Below are 21,370 nucleotides of genomic sequence, written 5' to 3' on the forward strand. Positions count from 1 at the left end.
AACAATAATGTCAGCATTCAACGCGTTTCCGCTGGGGCAGCCGGCCTTCGTCACCAACGTCCTCGACCGCGCCGCGCATCTGCGCCGCGACGACGAAAAGCTGTTCGCGCTGGAGCAGAAGCCGTCCTCGCGCGCCTATGTGGTCTATCGCGACTCGCTGCTGGTGAAGCGCGAGGGCGACAAGGTGCGGGCGCTGCTCGGAATCGACGAGGCGCTGAAATGCGGTGCCAATCCCGGCACGGTGTTCCTCGGGCTTCGCGACGGTGCGGCCGTGTTCGGCATGGGCCTGTCGCAGGCCGCCGCCGAGAAGCTGGTCGGCCGCGAGGATTATACCGTGACCGAGCTGCGCGGCATGGCGATGCAGGGCGCGATCCCGCCCGAGGAGCTCTCGGCCGTCGCGATGGCAAAGTCGATGGTGGGATGGCATCAGCGCCACGGCTATTGCGCCAATTGCGGCGTACGCACCAGCATGAAGGAAGGCGGCTGGAAGCGCGACTGCCCGAGTTGCAAGGCCGAGCATTTTCCGCGCACCGATCCGGTCGTGATCATGCTGGTGGCGTCCGGCGACAAGTGCCTGCTCGGACGCCAGAAGCAGTTTCCGGCAGGGATGTATTCCTGCCTCGCCGGCTTCGTCGAGGCGGCCGAGACCATCGAGGACGCGGTGCGCCGAGAAATCTTTGAAGAGTCCGGGATCCGCTGCACCGACGTGCAATATTACATGACCCAGCCCTGGCCCTATCCGTCGTCGCTGATGATCGGCTGCAGCGCGCAGGCGCTGAACGAGGACATCGTCATCGATCGGATGGAGCTGGAAGACGCGCGCTGGTTCACGCGCGAGGAGGCGGCGAAGATGCTGACGCGGACGCATCCTGACGGGCTCGCCGGTCCGCATCCCTTCGCCATCGCCCATCATCTGCTCGGCCGCTGGGTGCACGACAAGAGCAGCTGAGTCGAACGACGATGGCCGGGACCGCGCCGCGCATCCTCTGCATCGGCATGCCGGTGCGCGACCTCATCCTGCGCGTCGAGGCCTTGCCCGAACGTGGCAGCAAGGCGAACGCCAGCCATCTCGCCGAGATCTGCGGCGGCAACGCGCTCAACGCTGCCATCGCGATGGCGCGGCTCGGCGGCCGCCTCGCCTTCGCGGGGCCGATGGGTGATGCGCGGGAGACGTCGAGCGCTTTCATCCTCGCGCAGATGGCGCAGGAGGGCGTCGATAGCACGCACATCGTGCGCATGCCGGGCCTGAGCACGCCGGTCTCGGCGATCATGATCGAGCCCTCGGGCGAGCGGACGCTCACCATTTATCGCGATCCCGCGCTGTGGACCGTGAGGCTACCCGAGGCCGACGCCTTGCTGACCGATTGTCAGGCGGTGCTCGTCGAAAGCCGCTGTGCGGCGTTCGCGACCTCGCTTTGCGCCGAGGCACGCCGGCGCGGCATTCCCGTCATCGTCGGCGTCAACCGCGCGATGGCGCTGCAGGACGGCCTGCTCACGGCCGCCTCGCATCTGCTGTTCGCCAGCGCCCAGCTGCAGGAGACGACCGGCATCGCTGACGACGGCGCGGCCTTGAAGCGCCTGGCGGAGCTGACGCCCGCCTTCCTCGCGGTCACCCGCGGCCCGCGCGGCACGATCTGGCTGAACCAGGCGGGCGCGCTGGAGGAAACACCAGCCTTCCCGGTCCAGGCGGTCGATACGCTCGGCGCTGGCGACGTCTTCCATGGCGCGTTCGCGCTCGGCCTCGCTGAGGGTAAGGGGTTGCGGGAAGCGATGCGATTCGCCACGGCCGCCGCAGCGCTGAAATGCACCCGCCATGGCGGCGGCCTGGCCGCCCCGCAACGCGTTGAAGTTGAAGGGTTTTTGCGCGATCGCCCGTAGAGCGATTCCATGGAAGCGCCGAGATTATGGGCTTGTCGTGGAAGGATTTTCTCTATATCAGGTAAATCTGCCCCTGAAATGGAACAAAGTTCTTCAAATGACTGATGTCGCCGTCCAGATCCCCGAGACCAGCCGCCGCCTCGACGCCATCGACCGCAAGATTCTGATGGTCCTCCAGGAAGACGCTTCCCTCTCCGTCGCCGAGATCGGCGACCGGGTTGGCCTGTCCTCGACCCCCTGCTGGAAGCGCATCCAGCGCCTGGAGGCCGACGGCGTGATCATCAAGCGCGTCGCCCTCGTCGACCAGAACAAGATCGGGCTCGGGATCTCCGTGTTCGTGTCGGTCGAGAGCTCCGACCATTCGGATGCCTGGCTGAAGCGATTCGCCGAGGCCGTCAGTGCCATGCCCGAGGTGATGGAGTTCTACCGCATGGCCGGCGACGTCGATTACATGCTGCGCGTCGTGGTCGCCGACATGCAGGCCTATGACGTGTTCTACAAGAAGCTGATCAGCGCCGTGCCGCTGAAGAACGTCACCTCGCGCTTCGCGATGGAGAAGATCAAGTCGGTGACGGCGCTGCCGATCCCGGCGGTGGTGGCGGCGTAGGTTCACCTCTCCCCGTTTGCGGGGAGAGGTCGGATTGCGAAGCAATCCGGGTGAGGGGGTACAGGTCTCGCGACATTCGAATCCGCGGAGAGAAGCCCCTCACCCCAACCCTCTCCCCGCAAGAACGGGGCGAGGGAGCGCACCGCCGTCGCAGCGGCAGTCACCAATCAGATCTTCTGATTGTACTCGCCGACTTCGGGATGCGTGCGCAGCACGCTGTTCACCATCTCGAACATGTCGTGCATGCGCTGCTCCGAGACCGGGCTCTCGACCACGACGACGAGCTCGGGCTTGTTGGAGGAGGCGCGCACCAGGCCCCAGCTGCCGTCCTCGACCGTGACGCGGACGCCGTTGACAGTGACGAGGTCGCGGATCGCCTGGCCGCCGATCTTCGCGCCCTTGGCCTGCAGGCCTTCGAAGTGCTTCACCACCTTGTCGATGACGCCGTATTTGGTCTCGTCGGCGCAATGCGGCGACATGGTCGGCGACGACCAGGTCTTCGGCAGCGCGTTCTTCAAATCGGCCATCGACTTGCCGGGCGCGCGGTCGAGCATGTCGCAGATCGCGAGCGCCGAGACCAGGCCGTCGTCATAGCCGCGGCCATAGGGCTTGTTGAAGAAGAAGTGGCCGGACTTTTCGAAGCCCGCGAGCGCGCCGGTCTCGTTGGTGCGGCGCTTCATGTAAGAATGACCGGTCTTCCAATAGGCAGTCTTCGCGCCCTGCTTCTGCAGCACGGGATCGGTGATGAACAGGCCGGTCGATTTCACGTCGACAATGAACTGCGCGTCCTTATGGATCGCCGACATGTCGCGCGCCAGCATCACGCCGACCTTGTCGGCAAAGATCTCCTCGCCGGTGTTGTCGACCACGCCGCAGCGATCGCCGTCACCGTCGAAACCAAGGCCGACATCGGCCTTGTGCTGCAACACCGCGTCGCGGATCGCGTGCAGCATCTCCATGTCTTCCGGGTTCGGATTGTATTTCGGGAAGGTGTGGTCGAGCTCGGTGTCGAGCGGGATCACCTCGCAGCCGATCGCTTCCAGCACCTGCGGCGCGAACGCGCCGGCGGTGCCGTTGCCGCAGGCCGCGACCACCTTGAGCTTGCGCGTCAGCTTCGGGCGGGAGGTGAGGTCGGCGATGTAGCGCGCCGGATAGTTCTCGTGGAACTGGTAGGAGCCGCCGGCCTTATTCTTGAACTCGGCGTTGAGAACGATCTCCTTCAGCCGCGTCATTTCGTCGGGGCCGAAGGTCAGCGGGCGGTTGGCGCCCATCTTCACGCCGGTCCAGCCATTGTCGTTGTGCGAGGCCGTGACCATCGCAACAGCGGGCACGTCGAGATCGAACTGTGCGAAATAGGCCATCGGCGTCACCGCAAGGCCGATGTCGTGCACCTTGCAGCCCGCCGCCATCAGGCCGGAGATCAGCGCGTATTTGATCGAGGCCGAGTAGCCGCGGAAATCGTGGCCGGTGACGATCTCTTGGCGGACGCCGAGCTCGGCGATCAGCGCGCCGAGCCCCATGCCGAGCGCCTGCACACCCATCAGGTTGATTTCCTTCTGGAACAACCAGCGCGCGTCGTATTCGCGAAAGCCGGTCGGCTTCACCATCGGCTCGGATTCGAAGGCGTAGGTGTTGGGCAACAATACGGATTTCGGCTTCGGGAACATTGATTCGGTCTCATGGAAAGGGGGCGGGATTTGCTGCAGGCTTAGCGAACGCCAAGCCGCAGCGAAAGGCGGGAATGAAGGCTTATGGCCGATAATTGCGGCAGTTTGGTAACGAAGAAACGTGCCGCGACGGCGGCCAGAGCAATGATATCTTCTTGAATTCGACGACCGCGCAATGGCGCGGGGTGCCTCTACTGCTCCAGCACCATCTGCCCGTTGGCGTATTCAAAACGCTTCAGGCGGGACAGAAAGGAGAGTCCGAGCAGGTTCTCCGACAGCGCCTCGTCGGGCAGCACCATGGCATCGACGTCGCGCACGATCAGGCCGCCGACATCGAGCATGGCGATGCGGGTTCGCGCGGCCTTGATGGTGCCGTTGGCGGTGGAGACGGTGGCGTTGTAGTCGCTGCGCGAGGGACGGAGACCAAAGCGGGCGGCCGAGGTCTCGTTCAGCGCAACGACGGAGGCGCCGGTATCGATCATGAAGCCGATGCGCTGGCCGTCGATGCGGCCCTCGGTCTGAAAATGACCGCGGGCGTCACGGGCAATGGCCAGGCTGCGGCCGCCGGCCGGCGCTGTGGCGGCGACTGCGACCGTCGTGCGCGGCACTGACGTGGCCGAAGCCGAGCTCATCTTGTCCGCCATCTGCGCCATGAAGGTGCCGAGGCCGATCATGACGGCCGCGATGATCATAATGTTACGCATCACACCACTTCCGAGCCGAAAGCTCGATTTCATCACGCGACGAGGCCGGCGGCGAGCGCGGGCACGCCGGGGCTCCTGTCATTTTGACGAAAAGGATGAGCGGAGGGTTAATGGGCGCCGTTGCAGCTACTCCAGGCCCTCATCCTGAGGAGCCGCGAAACGGCGTCTCGAAGGATGGCCGCACGCGAGAGCGGGGCCTGCATGGTTCGAGACGCGCGTTCCGCGCTCCTCACCATGAGGGTCTACCACCTCACGTCCCGCGCGGCTTCGCCCGCCTTGTTGGCACGGCGCTCGCGGGATCGTCGGGCCAGGGGTGACGGGGGTAGCGGCCGCGCAGGTCGGAGCGGACGGCGGCGTAGCTGCCGCGCCAGAAGCCGGGCAGATCGCGCGTCACTTGCACCGGCCGCTGAGCCGGCGACAGCAATTCCAGCACCAGCGGCACCTTGCCAGCGGCGATCGAGGGATGGGTGTTGAGGCCGAACAATTCCTGTAGCCGCACCGCGATGGTCGGTCCCTGCTCGGCCTCGTAGTCGATCGCGAGCACGCTCCCCGTAGGCGCCTCGAAATGGGTCGGCGCCTCGCGATCGAGCCGCGCGCGCATCTCCCACGGTAACAGGGCCATCAGGGCATCGGAGAGATCGCCCGCGGAGATGTCCTTGAGCGCGATCTTGTCGTAGAGCGCCGGCACCAGCCAATCATCCCGCCGCGCGATCAGACCGTCGTCCGACAGGTCGGGCCAGCTGTCGCCCTCGGCCTTGCGCAGGAACGTCACGCGATCACGCCATTGCTTGGCGGCTTTCGACCAGGGCAGCCGGTCGAGGCCCGCGGCGATCAAGCCATCTGCGAAGATGCGCGCGGTCTCCTCCGAGGGCGATACTGAAAGCGTCGCCTCGGACAGCGTGATCGCGTGCAGCACGCGCTTGCGCCGTGCCCGCAGCGCCATCGCGCCGCGATCAAAGGAGATCTCGTCGGCGGTCTCGATATGCTCGGCGAAATGCCGCTCGATCTCGTCCTCGGTGATTTGCGCGGCGAGCAAGATGCGTCCGCTCGCCGCCGTCCCGGTCATCTCACCGATCGCGATGTAGGGCGCACGGGCGAGCGAGGAGGTCTGCTCGATGGAAGCGCCACGGCCGTTGGCCAGCACGAAACTGCCATTGCCGCGATTGCGCGCGACGCGGTCCGGAAACGCGTAAGCGAGCATCAGGCCGGTCGAGAGACCCTCCTGCAGCGCCACCTTCTCCGAGGCCGCGACCTGCGAGGCCCAGCGGCGCGCGAGATCGCGCGCGCTTGCCGCGCGCGGCGAGCGGTCGCGGCGGAACTGGTCGCGCCGGTGCTCGAGATCGACGCTGTCGCCGCCAAGGCCGCGCTCGGTGATGATGGCCGCGATCTCGGCGGCGGCCTGGCCCTCGCCGGCGCGATGCGAATCCACGATCATGCGCGCCAGCCGCGGCGGCAGCGCCAGTGCGCGCAGGCTCTTGCCTTCGGCGGTGATGCGACCGTCGCTGTCGAGCGCGTTGAGCTCGCTCAGCAGGCTCTTGGCTTCCTTCCAGGCCGGCTGCGGCGGCGGATCGAGGAACGATAGAGCCGCGGGATCGCTGACGCCCCATTGCGCCAGATCGAGCACCAGCGAGGACAGGTCGGCGCTGAGGATTTCCGGCTGGGTGTAGGGCGCGAGCGAGGCGGTCTGCGGCTCGTCCCAGAGCCGGTAGCAGACGCCGGGCTCGGTGCGGCCGGCGCGGCCGCGGCGCTGGTCCACCGCCGCGCGCGAGGCGCGCACGGTCTCGAGCCGGGTCAGGCCGATATCGGGCTCATAGCGAGGAACGCGGGCAAGACCGCTATCGACGACGATGCGCACGCCCTCGATGGTGAGCGAGGTCTCCGCGATCGAGGTCGCCAGCACCACCTTGCGCGTTCCCTTGGGTGCCGGCGCGATGGCGCGATCCTGCACGGCGGCATCGAGCGCGCCGAACAGCGGCACGATCTCGACGGAGGCGTCCTGCAGGCGCTCGGAGAGGAAATTCTGCGTGCGGCGGATCTCGGCGGCGCCTGGCAGGAAGGCCAGCACCGAGCCGCTATCGGCGCGCAGCGCAGATGCGATCGCATCCGCCATCTGCCGCTCGATTGGTGCATCCGCCTTGCGGCCGAGATAGCGTGTCTCGACCGGAAATGCACGGCCCTCGCTTTCGACGACAGGGGCATCGCCGAGCAGCCTTGCCACCCGCGCACCGTCGAGCGTCGCCGACATCACCAGGATGCGCAAATCCTCGCGCAAGCCGGTTTGCGCATCACGCGCCAGCGCAAGGCCCATGTCGGCGTCGAGCGAGCGTTCATGGAATTCGTCGAACAGGATCGCGGCAACGCCGGAGAGTTCGGGATCGTCGAGGATCTGGCGGGTGAAGATGCCCTCGGTCACCACCTCGATGCGCGTCGCGCGCGAGATCTTCGAGCCGAAGCGGACACGATAGCCGACAGTTTCGCCAGCGCGCTCGCCGAGCGATTTGGCCATGCGGTCGGCACTGGCGCGCGCGGCGATGCGGCGCGGCTCCAGCACGATGATCTTCTTGTCCTTGGCCCAGGGCGCATCGAGCAAGGCCAGCGGCACGCGCGTGGTCTTGCCGGCGCCGGGAGGGGCCACCAGCACTGCAGCGTTGCTGGCCTCCAGCGTACGCGACAAATCGTCGAGCACGGCATCGATCGGGAGGGGCGTGTCGAAGCTGCGGGGCAAGATCTATCCGTTCGTCATGCCCGGCCCCGTGCCGGGCATTCACGTTCTTTCGTCTGGCAGTGAACAAGACGTGGATAGCCGGGACAAGCCCGGCCATGACGGCTTCGTTCAATGAGAATATGCAGCAATCAGCCCTGCACCGCCGGCCGCCCGACGCTCTCGTAGACGAAGCCGGCAGCTTCCATGTCTTCGGGGCGGTAGATGTTGCGGAGGTCGACGACGACCGGCTGCGCCATGGTCGCCTTCAACCGGTCGAGATCGAGCGCGCGGAACTGGACCCATTCGGTGACGATGACGAGCGCGTCGGCGCCTTGCGCGCAGGCATAGGCGTCCTCGCAATAGATGATATCGGGCAATTCGCCCTTGGCCTGCTCCATGCCGACCGGATCGAACGCCTTCACCTTCGCGCCCATGTCGATCAGGCCTGTTACCAGCGGGATCGACGGCGCATCGCGCATGTCGTCGGTGTCGGGCTTGAAGGTGAGGCCGAGCACCGCGACGGTCTTGCCGCGCAGATTGCCGCCGAGCGCTTGGGCTACCTTGCGCGCCATCGCGCGCTTGCGGTTCTCGTTGACCGCCAGCACCGATTCGACGATGCGCAAGGAGACGTCGTAGTCCTGCGCGATCTTGATCAGGGCCTTGGTGTCCTTCGGGAAGCACGAGCCGCCGAAGCCGGGACCGGCATGCAGGAATTTCGTGCCGATGCGGTTGTCGAGGCCGATGCCGCGCGCGACCTCCTGAACGTTGGCGCCGGCCTTCTCGGAGAGATCGGCGATCTCGTTGATGAAGGTGATCTTGGTCGCCAGGAACGCGTTGGCAGCGTATTTGATCATCTCGGCGGTGCGGCGCGCGGTGAACATCAGCGGCGCCTGGTTCAGCGACAGCGGGCGGTAGATGTCGCCCATCATCTTGCGGCCGCGCTCGTCGGAGGTGCCGACCACGATGCGGTCCGGGAATTTGAAATCGCGGATCGCCGCGCCCTCGCGCAGGAACTCTGGGTTCGAGGCGACAACCACGTCGGCCTTGGGGTTGGCCTCGCGGATGATGCGCTCGACCTCATCGCCGGTGCCGACCGGCACGGTCGATTTCGTCACCACCACGGTGAAGCCCTGCAGCGACTGCGCGATCTCTTTTGCGGCGGCATAGACGTAAGACAGGTCGGCGTGTCCGTCGCCGCGGCGCGAGGGCGTGCCGACCGCGATGAACACGGCATCGGCATCGGCGACCGGCTGCTTCAGGTCAGTGGTGAAGTCGAGCCGCTTGGCTTTCACGTTGTTCGCGACCAGTTCGTCGAGCCCGGGCTCGTAGATCGGGATCTCGCCGCGATGGAGTGCCGCGATCTTCCTCTCGTCCTTGTCGACGCAGGTGACGTCGTGGCCGAAATCCGCAAAGCAGGCGCCGGACACCAATCCCACATAGCCCGTGCCGATCATCGCAATTCGCATGAAAAATCCTGTTCCAGCTTGGTTAACGGACGTCCAACTCAGCCCAATCCGGGGCGGTTTAGCATTTTCCCGAGGCCATGGAACAGTCCGCATGCAAAAACCGGCCCGCGATTTGAACCGGTAAAGAAGTCGGAAACTACTGGGCTCCAAACTGCCCCAGGACCGCACAGGCACGGGCGGAACGCGCCTCGGAAAGGGACACCATGGCACGATCAGGCACAATCGCGGCGGCCAGCCCCTCCACGGCCGCTTCGACCGTGCGTATCGACTGGGTCGACTACGCCAAAGGCATCTGCATCGTCATGGTGGTGATGATGCATTCGGTGCTGGGGGTGGAGCTTGCCGCCGGGCAGACCGGGTTCATGCACGTGCTCGTAGCCTTCGCAAAGCCGTTCCGGATGCCGGATTTCTTTCTGATTTCGGGCTTGTTCCTGTCTCTGGTGATCGACCGAGACTGGCGAACCTATCTCGACCGCAAGGTGGTGCATTTCGCCTATTTTTATGTCGTCTGGGTGACAATCCAATTCGGCTTCAAGGCCCCGGCCTTTGCGGCCGAGACCAGCTGGCAGCATGTTGGCCTACTGTATCTCGAATCCTTCATCGAGCCGTTCGGCACGCTGTGGTTCATCTATCTGTTGCCGGTCTTCTTCGTCGTCACGAAACTGACACGCAAGGTCCCATCGCTCGCGGTCTGGCTCGTCGCCGCCGCGCTGGAGACCGCGCACATCACGACCGGCTGGACCGCCGTCGACGAGTTCTGCGCGCGCTTCGTCTATTTCTATTCGGGCTATTTGTTCGCGCCCTACGTGTTCGCCCTGTCGGACCGGGCGCGGAAGCATCCGGCGCTGGCGCTTGCAGCGCTCGCTGCCTGGGCGGTGATCAATGCCGGCCTCGTCGCAGCGGGCGCCAGCGAGTGGGCGATCGTCTCGCTCGCGCTCGGCTTCGCCGGCGCCTGCGCCATCATCGCGGCGGGCACGCTGCTCGCGCGGGCACACTGGCTCAACTTCCTCCGCTTCTGCGGCGAGCATTCGATCGTGATCTATCTCGCCTTCTTCCTGCCGATGGCGGCGACGCGGACGCTGCTGCTGCGCACGGGGGTCATTGCCGATATCGGCACGGTGTCGCTGCTCGTCACCGTCGCCGGCGTGCTCGGAGCGCTCGCGATCTGGCAGGCCGCGCTGCGGTTCAATGCGCGCTTCCTGTTCGAGCGGCCAGAGGCATTCTGGATTGCCCCAAAGAAGACGGGAGCGGCGTTGCAGGCGGCGGAGTGACCGTCATGCCCCGCGAAGGCGGGGCATCCAGTATTCCAGAGACAGTCGTTGTCGATCGATGGGGGCGCAGCGTACTGGATTCCCCGCTTTCGCGGGGAATGACAGTGGGGATAGCGGCGTCACCACGCCAAAAATCCGCCTCCGAAGGCTGTCAAAGCCCGCAAAAATTCATACATTGCGGCCATGCCCAAGACATCGCAGAAGACCACCGCCAAGGCTGAGACCAAGATTGCCGAGCCGAAGGCGGCCGCCGATAAGCCTGCTGCCAAGGCGGCACCCGCGACAGCTGCTGCCAAACCGGTCGCGGCGAAGGCGGCCGGCAAGGGCGACCACGTCTTCCTGGTCGACGGTTCCTCCTACATCTTCCGCGCCTATCACGCGCTGCCGCCGCTGAACCGCAAATCCGACGGACTCCAGGTCAACGCCGTGCTCGGCTTCTGCAACATGCTGTGGAAGCTGCTCCGCGAGATGCCCGAGGACAACCGGCCGACGCATCTGGCCATCATCTTCGACAAGTCGGAGATCACCTTCCGCAACAAGATCTATCCGGACTACAAGGCGCACCGGCCGCCCGCCCCCGACGATCTCATTCCGCAATTCGCGCTGATCCGCGAAGCCGTGCGCGCCTTCGACCTGCCCTGCCTGGAACAGATCGGCTTCGAGGCCGACGATCTCATCGCGACCTATGTGCGACAGGCCTGCGAGCGCGGCGCCAGCGCCACCATCGTGTCGTCCGATAAGGACCTGATGCAGCTCGTCACCGATTGCGTCACCATGTACGACACCATGAAGGACCGCCGCATCGGCATATCAGAGGTGATCGAGAAGTTCGGCGTGCCGCCGAACAAGGTGGTCGAGGTGCAGGCGCTCGCGGGCGATTCCACCGACAACGTGCCGGGCGTACCCGGGATCGGCATCAAGACCGCGGCGCAGCTGATCACCGAATATGGCGATCTCGACCAATTGCTGTTCCGCGCCGGCGAGATCAAGCAGCCCAAGCGGCGCGAGGCGCTGCTCGAGAACGCGGAGAAGGCGCGCATCTCGCGGCAGCTCGTGCTGCTCGACGACAAGGTCGAGCTGGAGGTGCCGCTGGACGACCTCGCCGTCCACGAGCCCGACGCGCGCAAGCTGATCGCCTTCCTGAAGGCGATGGAGTTCACGACGCTGACGCGGCGCGTCGCCGAATATGCGCAGATCGATCCCGCCAATGTCGATGCCGATCCCGGCTATGCCAGCGGCGCCAGCGTGTTCACGACGCTGCCGCCCTCTGACGTCGTGCCCGCACCCGGCACAGGAACCCCAGCGCCAGCCCGGCCGAACCAGCCCAATAGATCGGCGGGCAAGGACGACAAGGCTGCGAGCCCGAAGGGGGCGCCGATCTCCCTCGCCGCCGCGCGCGAAGAGGCGCTGCGCAAGCTTCCGGTCGATCGCGGCACATACCAGACCATCAAGACGCTGAAGGAGCTCGAGGCCTTCATCGCGCGCATCCATGATGCCGGCCATGTCGCGATCGAGACCAGAGCGAGCTCGATCGATCCGATGCAGGCCGATCTCTGCGGCATCGCGCTGGCACTGGCGCCGAACGAGGCCTGTTACGTGCCGCTGGCGCACAAGCAATCCGGCGGCGGCGCCGGCCTGTTCGATGCCGGCCTCGCGCCGGACCAGGTCAAGCACACCGATGCCATCGAAGCGCTACGCCCGGTGCTGGAATCGGCAGGCATCCTCAAGATCGGCTTCGACGTCAAGTTCACCGCCGTGATGCTGGCGCAGCACGGCATCACCCTGCGCAACATCGACGATGCGCTGCTGATCTCCTACGTGCTCGATGCCGGCCGCGGCTCGCATGCGCTTGAATCGTTGTCGGAGCGATGGTTCGGCCATGCCATGCTGAAGGAAAGCGAGCTGCTCGGCAGCGGCAAGGGCAAGATCACCTTCGACCAGGTGCCAATCGACAAGGCCGCACCGCTGTCAGCCGAAGGCGTCGACATTGCGTTGCGGGTGTGGCGCGTGCTGAAGCCGCGCCTCGTTTCCGAGCACATGAGTGCGGTCTACGAGACGCTGGAGCGGCCGCTGGTGTCGGTGCTCGCGCGCATGGAGCGGCGCGGCATCTCGATCGACCGCCAGGTGCTGTCGCGTCTGTCCGGCGACTTCGCCCAGACCGCGGCGCGCGTCGAAGCCGAGATCCAGGAGATCGCGGGCGAGCCGGTCAATGTCGGCAGCCCCAAGCAGATCGGCGACATCCTGTTCGGCAAGATGGGATTGCCTGGCGGCACCAAGACCAAGACCGGCGCGTGGTCGACCACCGCACAGGTGCTCGACGAGCTCGCCGAGCAGGGCCACGACTTCCCGAAGAAGATTCTGGAGTGGCGCCAGGTCTCCAAGCTGAAATCGACCTACACCGACGCGCTGCCGACCTACGTCAATCCGCAGACCCACCGCGTGCACACCACCTACGCGCTGGCTGCGACCACGACGGGACGCTTGTCGTCGAACGAGCCGAACCTGCAGAACATTCCGGTGCGCACCGAGGACGGCCGCAAGATCCGCCGCGCCTTCATCGCCACGCCCGGACACAAGCTGGTCTCTGCCGACTATTCGCAGATCGAGCTGCGGCTGCTGGCCGAGATCGCCGACATTCCCGTGCTGAAGCAGGCGTTCCGCGACGGGCTCGACATTCACGCCATGACCGCATCGGAAATGTTCGGCGTGCCGATCAAGGGCATGCCGAGCGAGATCCGCCGCCGCGCGAAAGCGATCAATTTCGGCATCATCTACGGCATCTCCGCCTTCGGCCTCGCCAACCAGCTCGGCATCGCGCGTGAGGAAGCCTCCGCCTACATCAAGAAGTATTTCGAGCGCTTCCCGGGCATCCGCGCCTATATGGACGAGACGCGCGATTTCTGCCGCAACCACGGCTACGTCACAACGCTGTTCGGCCGCAAGTGCCACTACCCCGACATCAAGGCCTCGAATGCCTCGGTGCGCGCCTTCAACGAGCGCGCCGCGATCAACGCGCGGCTTCAGGGCACCGCCGCCGACATCATCCGCCGCGCCATGACGCGGGTGGAGGATGCGCTCACCGAGAAGAAGCTCTCGGCGCAAATGCTGCTCCAGGTGCATGACGAGTTGATCTTCGAGGTGCCGGACGACGAGGTCGAGGCAACGCTCCCCGTCGTGCAGAAGGTGATGCAGGACGCGCCGTTCCCGGCCGTGCTGCTCTCGGTGCCGCTGCATGTCGACGCCCGCGCCGCGAACAATTGGGACGAGGCGCATTAGCGCTCTTCCTTTACCTCTCCCCGCTTGCGGGGAGAGGTCGGATCGCTCTTGCGATCCGGGTGAGGGGTACAGGTCTATCGACGACCGCCCGTGTGGAGAAAGCCCCTCATCCCAACCCTCTCAGGGCGAGCGAAGCTCGTCCCGGCCCCGTAAGAACGGAGCGAGGGAGCGCACTGAATTCGCGGCGCAAGCGCTCAATTGTCCTCCGAGCAATTGCGCGATGGCTCCGCGATCCCGCGCATATTAGAACCTTTGCATCTCCCGCACCGGTTCAATCATGCCCCACACCTCCGCCTTGCTCGGCTTTGCCCTCGTCAGCCTCGGCCTCGTGCTCACGCCGGGACCGAACATGATCTATCTGATCTCGCGCTCGATCACGCAAGGCGGCGCGGCCGGCATCGTCTCGCTCGGCGGCGTGGCGCTTGGCTTCGTGTTCTACATGCTGTGCGCGGCGTTCGGCATCACGGCGCTGTTGCTCGCCATTCCTTTCGCCTATGACGCGCTGCGCTTTGCCGGCGCCGGCTATTTGCTGTGGCTTGCCTGGCAGGCGGTGAAGCCGGGTGGGCGTTCGCCGTTCCAGGTGAGGAAGCTCGCCATCGACAGCCCGCGCAAATTGTTCGCGATGGGCTTCGTCACCAACCTGCTCAACCCGAAGATCGCGATGCTGTATCTGGCGCTGCTGCCGCAGTTCATCGATCCCGCGGCCGGCAGCGTGCTGACGCAGTCGCTGGTGCTGGGCGCGATCCAGATCGCGATCAGCGTCAGCGTCAATGCGATGATCGCACTCGCGGCCGGATCGATCGCGCTGTTCCTGGCGAACCGGCCAAGCTGGATGCTGGTGCAGCGCTGGTTGATGGGCACCGTGCTGGCCGGGCTCGCGGTGCGGATGGCGGTGGAAGCGAAGAGGGTGTGAGGATGGTTTTCACCTCTCCCCGCCTGCGGGGAGAGGTCGAATTCGATCGCAGATCGAATTCGGGTGAGGGGGTACAGGTCTCTCGACCATCTCGCATGGGGAGAGAGGCCCCTCACCCCAACCCTCTCCCCGTAAGAACGGGGAGAGGGAGAAGAGAGATCAATCCAGCTTCGCCTCCATCCCCCGCTTCACGGCCGGGCGCGCCATCAGGGCGTCGTACCAGCGCTTGACGTTGGGGAAGTCGGCCAGATCAACCTTGTGGCGAGGATGGCGCCAGGCCCAGCCCAGGATGGCAAAATCCGCAATCGAGAGCTCGCCGGCGACGAAGTCGCGCCCCTCCAGGCGGCGGTCGAGCACGCAATAGAGCCGGCGCGTCTCGGCCATGAAGCGCTTCAGGCCATAGGCCCGGTCCTGCTCGTTTTCGAGTGCGATGAAATGGTGCACCTGGCCGGGCATCGGGCCGAAGCCGCCCATCTGCCACATCAGCCATTCGTAGACCGGGATGCGCTGGATAAGCGATTTCGGCAGGAATTTGCCGGTCTTTTCGCCGAGATAGAGCAGGATCGCGCCGGATTCGAAGATGCTGACGGGCTTGCCGTCGGGCCCCTCGGGGTCGACGATCGCGGGGATCTTGTTGTTGGGCGAGAGCTTGAGGAACTCGGGCGCCATCTGCTCGCCCTTGGTGATGTTCACCGGGATCACCTTGTAGGGCAGCCCCATCTCCTCCAATGCGACCGAGATCTTGCGGCCGTTCGGCGTGTTCCAGGTATAGAGCTCGATGGTCATTCCGTGTCCTTCCCCAAGAGGCTTGCCCGAAGGCTTGCCCCCTCACCTACTCCAGAAGGTTGCGCCCTCACAACCGGCGGACCGGGATGGCCGATCCCTGTTGACGGGAGACGCCCCCTCTGGAATGTCGCGTCGGTCGCGGATAAATTCCGCCCCCACCAAAAACGCTGTTCGAGGGACCGCCGTGTCGAAATCCGCCTCCCGCGCCCGCCTGTTCGAGATCATCCGCCGGCGCTCATTCGGCCGCGGCGAGGTGACGCTCGCGTCGGGCCGCAAGAGCGATTTCTACTTCAACCTCAAGCCGACCATGCTCGACCCCGAGGGCGCAACGCTGCTCGCCGAGCTAACCTACGAGGCGCTGAAGGACGACCAGCTCGATTTCATCGGCGGGCTCGAGATGGGCGCGGTGCCGCTCGCCGGCGCGCTGGCGCAGATCTCCTGGATCAAGGGTCATCCGATCGCGGCCTTCTTCGTGCGCAAGAAGCCGAAGGAGCACGGCGCCAAGCTCGCGATCGAGGGCCTGCCCAAGGGCGAGACGCTGGCGGGCAAGCGCGTCGTGATCGTCGAGGACGTCACCACCACGGGCGGCTCGGCGATGAAGGCGGTGGAATCGGTGCGCGAGGCCGGAGCCAATGTCGTGCTGGTGCTGACCATGATCGATCGCGAGGAAGGCGCCACCGACACTTTCGGTGCGGCCGGCCTGCCGTTCCGTTCGCTGTACAAGGCGTCGGAATTCTTAAAGGGGTGAAGTGGCGGAAATTTCTCCGCCGTCATGCCTCAATGTGTCCCGGTAGCAACCATCGGTCCAAAGCTGCGCCCGGCCTTAAAGAGGCCACCGCCTCGTCTTGAAACCGCCTCTGCTCAACTGCTCATTTACCATCCCGCTTTATGGTGAATCGCGTGCTGAGACCTCTCGGTCCCAGCCGGTTCAGTAGCGTCGGGTGGAGTAAGCATTGCGTACAGTCATGTCCCATGCGCGCCGGCGGCGTCGCGCGATGCTTGTGGCCGCCATGCTGGCGGCGCCGTTGCTCGCAGCTCCTGCCCCGGTCTCGGCAGAAGGTCTGTTAGATTTCCTCTTCGGCGGAATGCAGCAGCAGCGGCCGCAGCGCGAGGTGCCGCCGGCGAACTCCTATGTCGATCCCTTCAGCAGCCAGCAGAATGGCGCCACGCCGCAATATGTGCCGCCGACTCGCTCGGCCGCGGCCGGCGGCTCGGGCCCGGCCTTCTGCGTACGCAGTTGCGACGGGAAATACTTTCCGCTGATGCGCGGCCTCGTCTCGCCCGCGCAGATGTGTCAGGCATTCTGCCCTGCCAGCGCGACCAAGGTCTATTTCGGCTCGTCGATCGACGGTGCCTATTCCCAGACCGGCGAGCGCTACGCCGACAGCGAGAACGCGTTCGCCTACCGCAAGGCGCTGCGCGCCGATTGCACCTGCAACGGCCGTGAACCGGTCGGCCTGGCCCCGGTCGACCTTGCGCTGGATTCCTCGCTGAAGGCCGGCGACGTGATCGCCACCAGCGACGGCCTCGTTGCCTATACCGGCGTCCGCGTCGGCAACGACCAGGCTGCGGATTTCACCCCGGTTGCCTCCTATCCCGGTCTCACCGCGCAGGTTCGCGCCCGGCTTGGCGAGATGAAGGTGGCGCCGGTGCGGGCCGAGACGGTGTCGGCAGATGCACCGGCGTCAAACGAGATCGTGCGTGAACCGCTGCCGGACGTGACAGTGCCGAAGACCGCCGCGAAGCCGGCGAAGCGGGCGGGGTTGGAGTAGCAGTTTCGTGTCCCGGACGCGGCGCGGCACGCAGTGACGCGACGCCGAGCCGGGACCCGGCATGCTGCGAGATGGGCCCCGGCTCTGCAGCGCACCGCTGAAGAAGCGCTGCGCTGCGTCCGGGGCACGAGAGCTCACCTCCCGATGATCACCCCGATCACATTGGGCGCGGCCAGATATTTCTCCTCGATCGCGGCTCGCGCGGCGGCGCGGTTCTCCGGCGTCAGGAGGCCGCGCTTCTCGGCCAGGATCATCCAGCAGAAGCCCCACCAATCGGTCAGCATGCCTTGATCGCCGACGAGGTCATAGCCCTGCTCGGCCGCGAAGATGCGCGCATGCGCTTCGTCCAGCGTGTCCAAAAACAGATGGTCCTCGGGCGAGAACAGATCGTCGCTGATATCGTTGATGGTGTAGCCCCAGATCGACTGGCACACCGCGTTGAACTCGCGGTCGAACTGGTCGTCATCGACCCTCTGGCGCCGCGCGGCCTGATGCAGCCGTGACAGCGAGCGCGCGAAATCGGCGATCCGGGTGAGGGCAAACTGGTCGAAGGCAATCGTGGACATGTAGTCCTCGCAAAGTCGGACAGACGCTAGATATTGTAGCGGCGAAGCGCCGAATCACAATGATATATCAAAGACTTGCTAAAGTGTTCTTAATTTGTTCCAGGCGTGTACGGAATCGAAAGGGGCCGCCCGAGGCGACCCCTTGCCGGTTGCAATCTTGTTCGGGATGAAATTCCAGCCCCGGCGAGGGCGGACCTTAATACCGACAACGGGCTTTGCGCGATTCCGGAAAAATACCGATCGTGGTGCTGTCCTAATTCGGCCGGCACCTTAACAGCAGCGCGAGGCCGCAATGGCGTGGACGCGGCGGTCGCCGAGGAGATGGGCGACAAAGCCGTTCTCCGGAAAGATTTTGGCGAAGGCGGCGTCGCGGATACTGAGGCCCCCCGCGTAAGCACCGAATGCCGGCATCACCGCCCGCATCCCGTCGCTCGCGAAGCAGCGGCGCTCCATCGAGCGGCCACGTGCCGAGACACGCGCCTTCGGATGCAGATGGCCGGCGATCTCGCCGTGGGCGCCGGTGGGCTCGTGGCGGAAGGTGATCGGGCCGATCGCGACTTCGACCGCGATGGTGCCGCCGAGATCGCGCGGCAGCATGGGATCATGATTGCCCGAGATCCAGATCCAGTCGCGGCCGCTCTGGAGTGCGGCCACCGCGTCGCGGTCCTCGGCGGACAGCCGCTCATGCGCGCTGCGGTCGTGAAAACTGTCGCCGAGCGCGATGACGATTCGAGGATCATGGCGGGAGATGACAGCAGCGAGCCGGCCGAGCGTCGCAATGGTATCGTAAGGCGGCAGCAGCACGCCGCGCGTGGCGAAGCTCGACCCTTTCTCCAGATGCAGGTCGGAGACCACGAGCAGGCGCTGCTCGTCCCAGAACAGAGCGCCGGAGAGATCGGCCGCGAAGGTCACATCGCTGATCGTGACTCTGGAAACGCGCATGTCCTCGACATCTCCCGAAATCAGCGCGCCTGCCGTCACGTCTTACCCGCTTCTATCCATCGCCTCTTTGACGAGTTCGTCGGCGGCTTCGGCCAAGAGCTCGTCTGCAGCTTCGCCATAAACTGACTCGCGGCCGATTTCCAGCATCACGGGTACGGCGAGCGGAGAGACGTGGTCGAGTTCCCGGTGCGTGATGCGGCCGTGGATGCGCATCAGCATGTCGCTGAGGCGGCGCAAATCGAGCAGGCCGGTCGCGGCATCGGCGCGCGCAGCGCGGAGCAGGACGTGATCGGCCTGGTGCTTGCGCAACACGTCGTAGACGAGATCGGTCGAGAACAGCACCTGGCGGCGGCTCTTCTCTTCGCCGGTGTGGCGGCGGGCGATCAGGCCGGAGATGATCGCGCAGTTGCGGAAGGTGCGCTTCATCAGCGCGGATTCGGCGAGCCAGGCTTCGAGATCATCGCCAAGCATGTCAGGATCGAACAGCGCGTCGAGGTCGATCCGCCCGTCGCGGATCATGAAGGAGAGATCACCAAGGCCCCAGATTGCCACGGCATATTCATTGGCGACAAAACCGAGCGGCCGCGCGCGGGCGCGCTCCAGCCGCCGCGTCAGCAACATGCCGAGGGTCTGATGCGCGAGACGTCCCTCGAAGGGGTAACAGACCAGATAATGCTTGTTGGCGCGTGGAAAGCTTTCCACCAGGAGCTCGCGGACCGCCGGCACTCTGCTGACATCCTTCTGCAGCGACAGCCAGTCGCGCACCTGCTCTGGCAAGCCGCCCCAGGCGCGGCCATCATCGAGCAGGCGGCGCACGCGCTCGGCGAGATAGGTCGAGAGCGGAAACTTTCCGCCCATGTAGGACGGCACCTTGGGGTCCTTGTCATGTGCGCGCGAAACATAGACCTGGTCCTCGACCAGGGTCTCGTAGCGCACCACCTCGCCTGAGAACACGAAGGTATCCCCGGGACTCAAGCCCTCGATGAAGGCTTCCTCGATCTCGCCGAGCAGCCGGCCGCCGCGCGCGATCACGCCCGTGGATCCTGCACCGCTGCCGCGCGAGCGCACCAGCCGCACCTTCAGCATGTCGTCCTCGACGATGGTGCCGACATTCATGCGGTAGCTCTGCCGCACCTTTGGATTGGCGACGCGCCAGCGTCCCTCCTTGTCCTGCTTGATGCGGGCGAAGCGCTCATAGGTCTTCAGCGCATAACCGCCGGAGGCGACGAAATCGACGACGTCGTCGAAATCCTGCCGCGACAGGCTTGCGTAAGGCGCGGCTGTACGGACCTCGCCGTAGAGCTCGTCGCTCAAGAACGGCTCGCCGCAGGCGCAGCCCAGCACATGCTGCGCCAGCACGTCGAGGGCGCCCGTGCGCAAGGGCGGCGTGTCCTGCGCATTCTCGGCGATGGCGTCGATGGCGACACGGCACTCCAGGACTTCGAAACGGTTGGCGGGCACCAGCACCGCGCGCGAGGCTTCGTCGAGGCGGTGATTGGCGCGGCCGATGCGCTGCATCAGGCGCGAGGAGCCCTTGGGCGCGCCGATATTGACGACGAGATCGACGTCGCCCCAGTCGACGCCGAGGTCGAGCGAGGAGGTGCAGACCACGCCGCGCAGCCGGCCTGCCGACATGGCGTCCTCGACCTTCCGGCGCTGGGCGACGTCGAGCGAGCCGTGATGCAGCGCGATGGCAAGGCCATCGTCGTTCATGCTCCAGAGATTCTGGAACAACATCTCGGCCTGGCTGCGGGTGTTGACGAACACCAGCGTGGTCTTGTTGGCCTTGATCAGCTCGTAGATTTCAGGGAGCGCATGACGCGCGCTGTGGCCGGCCCAGGGCAGCCGCTCGCGCGTGTCGAGCATCTCGACCACGGGCGGCGCGGCACCGCCGGCGAGGACGATGTCGGCTGCCTGCTCCGTGCCGTCGGGCTGTGGCACCAGGAAGCGCGCGAGCTGCTCCGGCTCGGCTACGGTCGCAGACAAGCCGATCGCGCGCATCTGTGGCGCGAGGCGCCACAATCGCGCCAGCCCGAGGGAGAGCAGATCGCCGCGCTTGGACGTGACCAGCGCGTGCAACTCGTCGAGCACGATGCGCTTCAGCGAGGAGAACAGGAACGGTGCGTCGTCCGAGGAGAGCAGCAGCGCGAGCTGCTCGGGCGTCGTCAGCAACACGTCAGGCGGATAGCGCCGCTGCCGCTGACGGCGCGAGACCGGCGTATCGCCGGTGCGGGTCTCGACCTTGATCGGCAAGCCCATCTCGGCGATCGGACGCTCGAGATTGCGCGCGATGTCGACGGCGAGCGCCTTGAGCGGCGAGATGTAGAGGGTGTGCAGGCCGCCGCTGCGCTGCACGCTGCGGCCGGTGGAGACGAGGTTCTTCTTCGCACCCGCCTCGCGTGTCAGCGGCTGCATCGACAGCTCGACCAGCGTCGGCAGAAATCCCGCCAGCGTCTTGCCGGCGCCGGTCGGCGCAATCAGGAGCGCCGACCGGTCCTCGCCCGCCTTCTCCAGCAGCGCCAATTGATGCGCACGCGGCGACCAGCCGCGGGCTGCGAACCAGGCCCGAAAGCGATCCGGCAGCAGGGCGGCCGGCTCGGTCGATGTCTGGAGGATACGGGGCGGCACGGCATGACAGGTAAGCCGTAGGGATGGCTTCGTCGAGGGGGACTATGGCCTGCGACAGGGCGATCGCTCACGCGCTGTCCATTTGAGGCACGATAGACTCGACATCGTCATGGCCGGGCTTGTCCCGGCCATCCACGTCTTACCCGCGGCACGAAGAACGTGGATGCCCAGGACAAGCCCGGGCATGACG

General features: G+C 65.7%; 16 protein-coding genes. 8 read left to right on the plus strand and 8 right to left on the minus strand.

The window, feature by feature from the left end; all coding sequences use genetic code 11:
- The first annotated feature begins 7 nt into the window (after positions 1 to 7).
- The 3 genes from nudC (at position 8) to ACM43_RS07920 (ending at position 2,485) form a co-directional block, all read left to right on the plus strand.
- Positions 8 to 949: an NAD(+) diphosphatase gene (nudC, locus tag ACM43_RS07910; protein WP_271539490.1), complete on the plus strand. Its 942-nt coding sequence runs from the start codon at positions 8 to 10 to the stop codon at positions 947 to 949.
- Between the two features lie 11 nt (positions 950 to 960).
- Positions 961 to 1,878, plus strand: coding sequence for a sugar kinase (locus ACM43_RS07915; RefSeq protein WP_271539492.1), 918 nt, complete (start codon positions 961 to 963; stop codon positions 1,876 to 1,878).
- A gap of 97 nt (positions 1,879 to 1,975) precedes the next feature.
- The gene (locus ACM43_RS07920; protein WP_025032510.1) at positions 1,976 to 2,485 is read left to right on the plus strand and encodes an Lrp/AsnC family transcriptional regulator; all 510 of its coding nucleotides are present in this window, start codon (positions 1,976 to 1,978) and stop codon (positions 2,483 to 2,485) included.
- Between the two features lie 167 nt (positions 2,486 to 2,652).
- On the opposite strand, the gene ACM43_RS07925 is transcribed toward ACM43_RS07920, so the two are convergent.
- From ACM43_RS07925 to ACM43_RS07940, 4 genes are all read right to left on the minus strand, one after another.
- The gene (locus ACM43_RS07925; RefSeq protein WP_157283377.1) at positions 2,653 to 4,152 is read right to left on the minus strand and encodes a phosphomannomutase/phosphoglucomutase; all 1,500 of its coding nucleotides are present in this window, start codon (positions 4,150 to 4,152) and stop codon (positions 2,653 to 2,655) included.
- Positions 4,153 to 4,343: 191 nt separating this feature from the next.
- Entirely contained in the window at positions 4,344 to 4,856 is a 513-nt protein-coding gene (locus tag ACM43_RS07930) for a TIGR02281 family clan AA aspartic protease (protein ID WP_271539494.1), read from the minus strand.
- A gap of 250 nt (positions 4,857 to 5,106) precedes the next feature.
- On the minus strand, positions 5,107 to 7,581 hold the full coding sequence (gene hrpB / locus ACM43_RS07935; RefSeq protein ID WP_271539496.1) for an ATP-dependent helicase HrpB: 2,475 nt from the start codon (positions 7,579 to 7,581) through the stop codon (positions 5,107 to 5,109).
- Positions 7,582 to 7,709: 128 nt separating this feature from the next.
- Positions 7,710 to 9,026: a UDP-glucose dehydrogenase family protein gene (locus ACM43_RS07940; RefSeq protein ID WP_271539498.1), complete on the minus strand. Its 1,317-nt coding sequence runs from the start codon at positions 9,024 to 9,026 to the stop codon at positions 7,710 to 7,712.
- 203 nt (positions 9,027 to 9,229) lie between these two features.
- Here ACM43_RS07940 and ACM43_RS07945 point away from each other — a divergent pair, with 203 nt between their 5' ends.
- The 3 genes from ACM43_RS07945 to ACM43_RS07955 all read left to right on the plus strand — a co-directional run bounded on the left by ACM43_RS07945 (position 9,230) and on the right by ACM43_RS07955 (position 14,486).
- Complete coding sequence (locus ACM43_RS07945; RefSeq protein WP_271539500.1) at positions 9,230 to 10,297, plus strand: acyltransferase family protein; 1,068 nt, start codon at positions 9,230 to 9,232, stop codon at positions 10,295 to 10,297.
- Between the two features lie 183 nt (positions 10,298 to 10,480).
- A complete protein-coding gene (polA, locus tag ACM43_RS07950; RefSeq protein ID WP_271539502.1) occupies positions 10,481 to 13,573 on the plus strand; it encodes a DNA polymerase I in 3,093 nt (1,030 codons plus the stop codon).
- Positions 13,574 to 13,850: 277 nt separating this feature from the next.
- Complete coding sequence (locus tag ACM43_RS07955) at positions 13,851 to 14,486, plus strand: LysE family translocator (protein WP_157283382.1); 636 nt, start codon at positions 13,851 to 13,853, stop codon at positions 14,484 to 14,486.
- 159 nt (positions 14,487 to 14,645) lie between these two features.
- On the opposite strand, the gene ACM43_RS07960 is transcribed toward ACM43_RS07955, so the two are convergent.
- Entirely contained in the window at positions 14,646 to 15,272 is a 627-nt protein-coding gene (locus ACM43_RS07960; RefSeq protein WP_271539505.1) for a glutathione S-transferase family protein, read from the minus strand.
- Between the two features lie 184 nt (positions 15,273 to 15,456).
- Between ACM43_RS07960 and pyrE the strand changes: the two genes are divergently transcribed.
- Both pyrE and ACM43_RS07970 read left to right on the plus strand, forming a co-directional pair.
- Complete coding sequence (gene pyrE, locus ACM43_RS07965; RefSeq protein ID WP_271539507.1) at positions 15,457 to 16,020, plus strand: orotate phosphoribosyltransferase; 564 nt, start codon at positions 15,457 to 15,459, stop codon at positions 16,018 to 16,020.
- Positions 16,021 to 16,267: 247 nt separating this feature from the next.
- Positions 16,268 to 17,044, plus strand: a complete 777-nt coding sequence (locus ACM43_RS07970) for a DUF2865 domain-containing protein (RefSeq protein ID WP_198399709.1) — start codon at positions 16,268 to 16,270, stop codon at positions 17,042 to 17,044.
- A 134-nt stretch (positions 17,045 to 17,178) separates the two neighbouring features.
- On the opposite strand, the gene ACM43_RS07975 is transcribed toward ACM43_RS07970, so the two are convergent.
- The 3 genes from ACM43_RS07975 to ACM43_RS07985 all read right to left on the minus strand — a co-directional run bounded on the left by ACM43_RS07975 (position 17,179) and on the right by ACM43_RS07985 (position 21,180).
- Positions 17,179 to 17,610 (minus strand): hypothetical protein, encoded by a 432-nt coding sequence (locus ACM43_RS07975; protein ID WP_271539509.1) that lies wholly within the window; start codon positions 17,608 to 17,610, stop codon positions 17,179 to 17,181.
- Between the two features lie 270 nt (positions 17,611 to 17,880).
- Positions 17,881 to 18,552, minus strand: coding sequence for a ligase-associated DNA damage response endonuclease PdeM (pdeM, locus tag ACM43_RS07980; RefSeq protein WP_271539511.1), 672 nt, complete (start codon positions 18,550 to 18,552; stop codon positions 17,881 to 17,883).
- Positions 18,553 to 18,594: 42 nt separating this feature from the next.
- Positions 18,595 to 21,180: a ligase-associated DNA damage response DEXH box helicase gene (locus ACM43_RS07985; RefSeq protein WP_271539513.1), complete on the minus strand. Its 2,586-nt coding sequence runs from the start codon at positions 21,178 to 21,180 to the stop codon at positions 18,595 to 18,597.
- Positions 21,181 to 21,370: the final 190 nt, after the last annotated feature.

The sequence above is a fragment of the Bradyrhizobium sp. CCBAU 45321 genome (assembly GCF_028128975.1).
GTDB lineage: Bacteria > Pseudomonadota > Alphaproteobacteria > Rhizobiales > Xanthobacteraceae > Bradyrhizobium > Bradyrhizobium yuanmingense.